Genomic DNA, 6,524 nt, shown 5'->3' on the forward strand with positions numbered 1-6,524 from the left:
CCACGATGTGGCGCACGCCGGGCAGGGCCTGCCCCTGGTTCGGCGGCGCGCCGGGGCGCGGCGGGGCCGGCGGCACCGGCCGCGGTGCGGCAGTGCTTTGCGCCGGCATGTTCGGGCCGCGCTCGGAGGTGAGGCTGGCGAACACGCCCGAGACGCCGGGCATGGCGAGCACGCGCCCCTCGGCCTCGCGCCGCACCGCCTCGAAGCGCTCCGCCTCGCTCGGGTCGACCAGGATCGAGAACATCACCCGGTTCGTCGGGTCGATCACGACCTGGGACAGGCGGCCGGAGCCGGACAGGCTCGTGCCGGCGGCATCGACCTTGACGGTCTGGAGCGCGCTCAGCACGTCGTCACGGGTGATCGCCAAGGCGGGGGCTCCTTTTCCGGCACGCCGGTCGTCGATGGGCAAGGTGTCGAGCGCCCATGTAGCCCGGTCCGCGGGAAACGCCAGGGCGCAGGCCCGGACTCCTGCCGCGCGCTCTCCTCAGCGATGGGGACGGGCGATCAGGTTGCAGCGCTCGATGCGCCCGCGCACGACCGAGCCGTCGCCGCGCCGGTAGGAGCCGTTCGGGACGATGCGGCAGCCGGGCGGGCCGGGCAGGCGCGCGACCCGGCGGACGTTCACGCTGCCGTAGCGCCGGTGCGAGAAATCGTGGCCGCCGATCCGGACGTTCGATCCGAACCGCACCTGGGCCTCGGTCGGGGCCGGCGCCAAGACAGGCGCGAGGAAGATCGCCGCCAGGGCGATGCAGAGGGCCGCACATCGGCGCAGGCCTGAACCATCGCGAGCCCCGGCCGTTGTCGGGACATTCCTGGGGCGGCCTGCTCGGGCCCGCCCCAGTCGCGCGTCCGGCCGACCGGGCGCGGCAAGCTTATGAACCGGAGACCAGAAATCATGCATCAGGGCAATCACCGCGACCACGAGGGCGCCGAGAAGCTGTTCTCGCTGATCAAGGACGTCAAGATCGCGATGATGACCACGGCGGATGCGGACGGGACCCTCACCAGCCGGCCGATGTGGAACAACGACGTCGACGAGAACGGCGACCTGTGGTTCTTCACCCGGCTCCACTCCCCCAAGACCGCGGAGATCGGCCGGGACAACCAGATCAACCTCGCCTATTCCGACCCGTCGAGCCAGACCTACGTGTCGGTGGCCGGCAAGGCCGAGATCGTGCGCGACCAGGCCCGGATCGACGAGAAGTGGCAGGAGAGCCTGAAGACCTGGTTCCCCAACGGCAAGGACGACCCGGAGGTCGCCCTGATCCGCGTCCATCCCGAGAAGGGCGAGTACTGGGACAGCCCCAACAGCACGATGGTCCACCTCTACGGTTACCTGAAGGCCACGCTGACGGGCGAGAGCCCAAAGACCGAGACCAAGAAGGTCGACCTCGCTTGATCCTTTTTCAGTCGAAGGATGGTGCGCCTGTCACGGCGCACCGTTCTCGATCGGACGGCGCAAGCGATGCCGTCTCGGGACCAGGTCTCAACGTGGCGCGATCCGCCAAGTAACGTTCACTGTGGCATCGAAGGACACGACGGCCGGTGGGATGATCTGGAGAAAGCGCCCCATCGGCAGATCGGCATAGCCGTCCACGGGTTTGGCTTCACCGTCGGTCACCTCCGTGATCTCGACGAGCTTGAGATCGCCCGCACTGGAATAGGCGTCCGCTTGCCCTCGGGCATCCGTCATGGCTGCCTTGCGAGCCTCGTTCAGCGCAGTCCGTTCGTTCTTGATTTTGAAGATCACTCTTTGGATCTCGAATAAGCCAGTTGCCGCAATTTGGGTTACTGTCTGATTGAGCGTGTCCATGGACACCGCGTTCAGCTCGAACCAGGTTTTTGCGGTGAAGGGCGCGTCCGAGATCTTCGGCGGCGGCGGTGCGGGCTGGCCTGCGTAAGTCGGCGGCGTGTAGGATGGCCGCTTCTCCTCGGTTACACCGAACCTGCTGGATCGGATACGAATCCCGGAGGCTTCGAGCTTCTGCAGGGCTTCCAGCCCACGCGTTGCACGATCCCGGTGAGCATCGACAGCCGCGTTCAGGGTCTTGCCGGCCGTCGAGACGATCACAGTGAACTCCGCGAAATCTGGCTTCTGTTCGTATCGACCGGTCCCCCGCACGCTGAGGACGGAGTTCCGTGCCGATGGCTCGCTTTCCGCCCATGCGGGCGCGGCGGAGAACGCGAGCAGCGAAAGCAGGAGACAGCGTGTCTTCATGGGCCTGACGATGGATGGAGGTAAGGGCGGGACGAACGAAGCCGGACGGTGAACGGTCTGCCACCGCCCTCCGGATATCGACACGCCTCAAGGCCGAAGCATGACGGCCGATCTCCACACGTCTCCCATGGATGCCATTGACTCGGCGCCTTGCCCCGTGCGCGCTGCCGGACCCAAAAACCTCCGGCCTGGGTCCCAGAAAATGCTCGATCTCGCGACGCGGGTCTACGACCACAACTTCCGCATCGACCCGATCGTGCGGTCCCTGCTCGATACCGATTTCTACAAGCTGCTGATGGCGCAGACGATCCTGCGCCGGCACCGGGACGTGTCCGTCACCTTCGGCATCCGGAACCGGACGACGCGCATCCGCATCGCCGACGAGGTCGATCCTGGGGCCCTGCGGGAGCAGCTCGACCATGCCCGCTCGCTGCGCCTCAGCCGCGGGGAGGCGACCTGGCTGCGGGGTAACGCCTTCTACGGGCGCCGCCGCATCCTCTCGGCCGAGTTCATCGCCTGGTTCGAGGGGTTCCGGTTGCCGGCCTACGAACTGGAGATCCGCGACGGGCAGTACGAGCTGACCTTCCACGGTCCCTGGGTCGAGACCACGATGTGGGAGGTGCCGGCGCTCGCCATCCTCAACGAGCTGCGCTCGCGGGCCGTGCTGCGGGACATGGGCAAGCTCGACCTGCAGGTGCTCTACGCCCGCGCCATGACGCGGGTCTGGGAGAAGATCGAGCGTCTGCGGGTGCTGCCGGACCTCTCCATCGCCGATTTCGGCACGCGGCGGCGCCACGGCTTCCTCTGGCAGGACTGGTGCGTGCAGGCGATGCACGAGGCGCTCGGCGAGACGCGCTTCCTCGGCACCTCGAACTGCCTGATCGCGCTGCGCCGCGAGGTCGAGGCGGTGGGCACCAACGCCCACGAACTGCCGATGGTCTACGCGGCGCTCGCCCCCGACGACGCGGCCCTGGCCAAGGCCCCCTACGACGTGCTGCGGGACTGGCAGCAGGATTACGAGGGCAACCTCCTCGTCGTCCTGCCCGACACCTACGGCACCACCGGCTTCCTCGCCGACGCCCCCGACTGGATGAGTGCCTGGACCGGCATCCGTATCGATTCGAAGGACCCGATCGCGGGCGGCGAGGAGGCCATCGCCTTCTGGCGCGCCCGCGGCTGCGACCCGCGGGAGAAGCTCGCGATCTTCTCCGACGGCCTGGACGTCGGCACGATCGAGGCGATCCACGCCCGTTTCCACGGGCGCCTGCGCATCGGCTACGGCTGGGGCACCCTGCTCACCAACGACTTCCGCGGCCTCGTGCCGGACGGGCGGCTCGATCCCGTCTCCATCGTCTGCAAGGTGACGGAGGCCGACGGGCGCCCGACCGTGAAGCTCTCCGACAACCCGACCAAGGCGCAGGGGCCGGCGGCCGAGATCGCCCGCTACAGGCGCGTCTTCGGGGTCGGCGCGCAGGACGCGATGGAGGTGGTGGTGTGAAGGGCGTTCCACGCGCCCGCCGGCGCCACGAAAAAAGCCCGGCCTTTCGGCCGGGCTTCCACGTCGCTCACGCGATCCTTGCTTGATCGGGCCCGATCGCGCGGGGATCGTTCGGTGTCGGCCTAGTACGAGCCGAACTTGTAGTTGATGCCGGCGCGGACGACGGCGAACTCGGTGTCGTTGCGACGGGCGGTGGGGCCCGAGACGAGGACGACGCCGGGGCTGCCGATGCCGACGGTGCCGAGGCCGTTGGTGGCGAAGGCGCCGGTGTTGCGGTTGCCGCGGTCGAGGTTGACGTAGAGGCCTTCGACCTTGAGCGTCACGGCCGAGGAGCGGAAGAAGTTCAGGAAGGACTCGGTCGGCAGGGCGTATTCGATGCCCGCGCCGGCGGCCCAGCCGGTCTGGAAGGTGTCGCTGCTGGAGTTGGTCAGGCCGAACTCGCGCCCGCCGCCCGAACCGTAGGCGAAGCCGCCGGTGCCGTACACGAGGGTGCGGTCGAAGGCGTAGCCGAGGCGGCCGCGCACGGTGCCGAAGTAGTCGAGGCCCGAGACGCCGCTCGGGTTGTAGACGAGGGTGCCCGGGGCGACGGCGCTGGAGGCGGCGAAGCGGTTCCGGTCACGACCGAAGTCGACGTACTGGGCGTCGGCCTCGACGCCGATCACGAAGCCCGAGCCCGGGGTCAGCTGGTAGTTGTAGCCGATCTGGCCACCGCCGGTGAAGCCGTCCTGCGAGCGGCTGCCGGGGAAGGCCAGCACGCCCGAACCGCCGTTGGCGAACACGCCGTAGCCGGCGGGGACGCCGACGACCGTGGAGGAGCGGCGATCGCTGGCGTCGAAGCCGTAGCCGGCGTTGAAGCCGGCGTAGAAGCCGGTCCAGGTGAAGACGGGGACCGGGGTGAACACCGGCGGGGGAGCCGCGCGGCGGGGAAGGTCGGCCGCAGACGCCGCGACGGTCATGCCGGCGAGAACGGTCGTTGCGAGGAGAAGCTTGTTCATTGTCTCTCTGGTCCTGGTTGGCAAAGCCGGGGCGCTTGTAGGCCGTGAGGGCTGTCGGGTCTGTCGCTTTCCTGCAACAAGCTCGCTCAGATAAAACCGAAGCTCTCAACGAATGATGAAGGTTATGCCCCCGTTACGGATCGCCGCGGAGCGATGTGCTGTGGCGCACATCGATCGACTGGAAAGACCAGATCGCGGGATGCCCTCAAGTATCTGTCAGGAAGTGAGGCAAAATCTTGGCGCGCCGTGTCCGAGATCGCGCGAGATGTTGCCGCCGGCCTCGGGAGGTGGAGTTTTATTTCAGGACAGAAATACGCGCCGGCGCGGACGTCCCGTAAGCCCGCGGTTAACCGCGATCGGGGAAAGTCGGGCCCGACGACGCGGGCCGGCATCGCCCGGAACGGGAACCGAACCATGGACGATCGATCCCCGCCGGACACCGGAGCCGCCCCGGCCCCGACCGGCATCCTCGCCTGGACCGTGAAGGTCGTCGTGGCGGCCGGGCTCCTCGGGCTCGGCGCGACGCAGTATCTTGCCGGCCGCAGCGCTCCGCCGGTCCTGACCGCCGCCAACGGCCGCGTGCTGCAGGACCCCGAGACCACCGGCTCGATCGCGACGGACGCGCGCTCCGTCCGCCTCGACCCCTGCCTCGCCGGCCTCCCGCGCAGCGCCCGCCGCTGAACGCCCGCGGCCGCCCGCGCGTCCAGAAAGCCGGGGGCCCGGCCGCCCGCGAGATTGACAAGCGGTGACAAGCTCCTAAGTGTCCTGCGCACTCGCATGCGCGGCGGGTTCCTGACAGAGCACTCCTCCAAGCCGTTGCCGCGACGTCCCACTCCGCGCCGGCCGGCCTGATCCCGCGCACAACGGTCTCCCAGCCATTATGTCATTTGCCGACCTCGGATTGAGCGACAAGGTCCTCCAGGCCGTCACCACGGCCGGCTATACCGAGCCGACGCCGATCCAGGCCCAGGCGATCCCCCACGTCCTGGCCCGCCGCGACGTGCTGGGCATCGCCCAGACCGGCACCGGCAAGACGGCGGCCTTCACCCTGCCGATGCTGACGATGCTGGAGAACGGGCGCGCCCGGGCCCGGATGCCCCGCACCCTCATCCTCGAGCCGACCCGCGAGCTGGCCGCCCAGGTGGTCGAGAACTTCGACCGCTACGGCACCAACCACAAGCTCAACGTGGCGCTCATCATCGGCGGCGTGTCCTTCGCCGACCAGGATGCCAAGCTCACCCGCGGCACCGACGTGCTGATCGCGACGCCGGGGCGCCTCCTCGACCATTTCGAGCGCGGCAAGCTCCTGCTGACCGGCGTCGAGCTGCTCGTGATTGACGAGGCCGACCGGATGCTCGACATGGGCTTCATCCCCGACATCGAGCGCATCGTGAAGATGGTGCCGTTCACCCGGCAGACCCTGTTCTTCTCCGCCACCATGCCGCCCGAGATCGAGCGGCTGGCCGACATGTTCCTGCACAACCCGCAGCGCATCGAGGTGGCGCGGGCCGCCTCCACCGCCGAGACGATCGTCCAGCGCCTCGTCGCGACGGGCGGCGAGGGCCACGCCAAGCGCGAGCGCCTGCGGACCCTCATCCGCGGCGAGGCCGAACTGAAGAACGGGATCATCTTCTGCAACCGCAAGCGCGACGTGGCGCTGCTGCAGAAGTCCCTGGTCAGCCACGGCTTCGACGCCGCGGCGCTCCACGGCGACATGGACCAGCGGGCACGGACCACGGCGCTCGACGCCTTCCGGGCGGGCGAGACCGCCCTCCTCGTGGCGAGCGACGTGGCCGCCCGCGGCCTCGACATC

Annotated in this window: 8 protein-coding genes; 4 read left to right on the forward strand and 4 right to left on the reverse strand. The window is 68.8% G+C overall.

Going from position 1 to position 6,524, the window contains the following annotated elements:
• Together COGEMETH_RS21945 and COGEMETH_RS21950 are read right to left on the reverse strand one after the other, a co-directional pair.
• On the reverse strand, positions 1 to 367 hold a 367-nt coding region (locus tag COGEMETH_RS21945), incomplete at its 3' end, for an iron-sulfur cluster assembly protein (RefSeq protein WP_238184810.1).
• 117 nt (positions 368 to 484) lie between these two features.
• Positions 485 to 748, reverse strand: coding sequence for a hypothetical protein (locus COGEMETH_RS21950; protein WP_238184817.1), 264 nt, complete (start codon positions 746 to 748; stop codon positions 485 to 487).
• Positions 749 to 895: 147 nt separating this feature from the next.
• Between COGEMETH_RS21950 and COGEMETH_RS21955 the strand changes: the two genes are divergently transcribed.
• Positions 896 to 1,399 carry a pyridoxamine 5'-phosphate oxidase family protein gene (locus COGEMETH_RS21955; RefSeq protein WP_238184811.1) on the forward strand — a complete coding sequence of 168 codons (504 nt, stop codon included), beginning with the start codon at positions 896 to 898 and terminating at the stop codon, positions 1,397 to 1,399.
• Positions 1,400 to 1,486: 87 nt separating this feature from the next.
• On the opposite strand, the gene COGEMETH_RS21960 is transcribed toward COGEMETH_RS21955, so the two are convergent.
• On the reverse strand, positions 1,487 to 2,218 hold the full coding sequence (locus tag COGEMETH_RS21960) for an SIMPL domain-containing protein (RefSeq protein WP_238184812.1): 732 nt from the start codon (positions 2,216 to 2,218) through the stop codon (positions 1,487 to 1,489).
• Positions 2,219 to 2,420: 202 nt separating this feature from the next.
• Between COGEMETH_RS21960 and COGEMETH_RS21965 the strand changes: the two genes are divergently transcribed.
• Positions 2,421 to 3,716: a nicotinate phosphoribosyltransferase gene (locus tag COGEMETH_RS21965; protein WP_238184813.1), complete on the forward strand. Its 1,296-nt coding sequence runs from the start codon at positions 2,421 to 2,423 to the stop codon at positions 3,714 to 3,716.
• A gap of 122 nt (positions 3,717 to 3,838) precedes the next feature.
• On the opposite strand, the gene COGEMETH_RS21970 is transcribed toward COGEMETH_RS21965, so the two are convergent.
• Complete coding sequence (locus COGEMETH_RS21970) at positions 3,839 to 4,711, reverse strand: outer membrane protein (protein WP_238184814.1); 873 nt, start codon at positions 4,709 to 4,711, stop codon at positions 3,839 to 3,841.
• Between the two features lie 414 nt (positions 4,712 to 5,125).
• Between COGEMETH_RS21970 and COGEMETH_RS21975 the strand changes: the two genes are divergently transcribed.
• Together COGEMETH_RS21975 and COGEMETH_RS21980 are read left to right on the forward strand one after the other, a co-directional pair.
• Positions 5,126 to 5,392, forward strand: coding sequence for a hypothetical protein (locus COGEMETH_RS21975; protein WP_238184815.1), 267 nt, complete (start codon positions 5,126 to 5,128; stop codon positions 5,390 to 5,392).
• A gap of 199 nt (positions 5,393 to 5,591) precedes the next feature.
• A partial coding sequence (locus tag COGEMETH_RS21980; RefSeq protein ID WP_238184816.1) for a DEAD/DEAH box helicase occupies positions 5,592 to 6,524 on the forward strand: 933 nt, incomplete at its 3' end.

This window comes from Methylobacterium trifolii (genome assembly GCF_022179685.1).
GTDB lineage: Bacteria > Pseudomonadota > Alphaproteobacteria > Rhizobiales > Beijerinckiaceae > Methylobacterium > Methylobacterium trifolii.

What these genes read in the sequence shown, in the direction of transcription:
- COGEMETH_RS21975 (WP_238184815.1), top strand. Translation starts at nt 5,126, where the DNA reads ATGGACGATCGATCCCCGCCGGACACCGGAGCCGCCCCGGCCCCGACC.
- COGEMETH_RS21970 (WP_238184814.1), bottom strand. Translation starts at nt 4,711, where the DNA reads ATGAACAAGCTTCTCCTCGCAACGACCGTTCTCGCCGGCATGACCGTC.
- COGEMETH_RS21960 (WP_238184812.1), bottom strand. Translation starts at nt 2,218, where the DNA reads ATGAAGACACGCTGTCTCCTGCTTTCGCTGCTCGCGTTCTCCGCCGCG.
- COGEMETH_RS21965 (WP_238184813.1), top strand. Translation starts at nt 2,421, where the DNA reads ATGCTCGATCTCGCGACGCGGGTCTACGACCACAACTTCCGCATCGAC.
- COGEMETH_RS21955 (WP_238184811.1), top strand. Translation starts at nt 896, where the DNA reads ATGCATCAGGGCAATCACCGCGACCACGAGGGCGCCGAGAAGCTGTTC.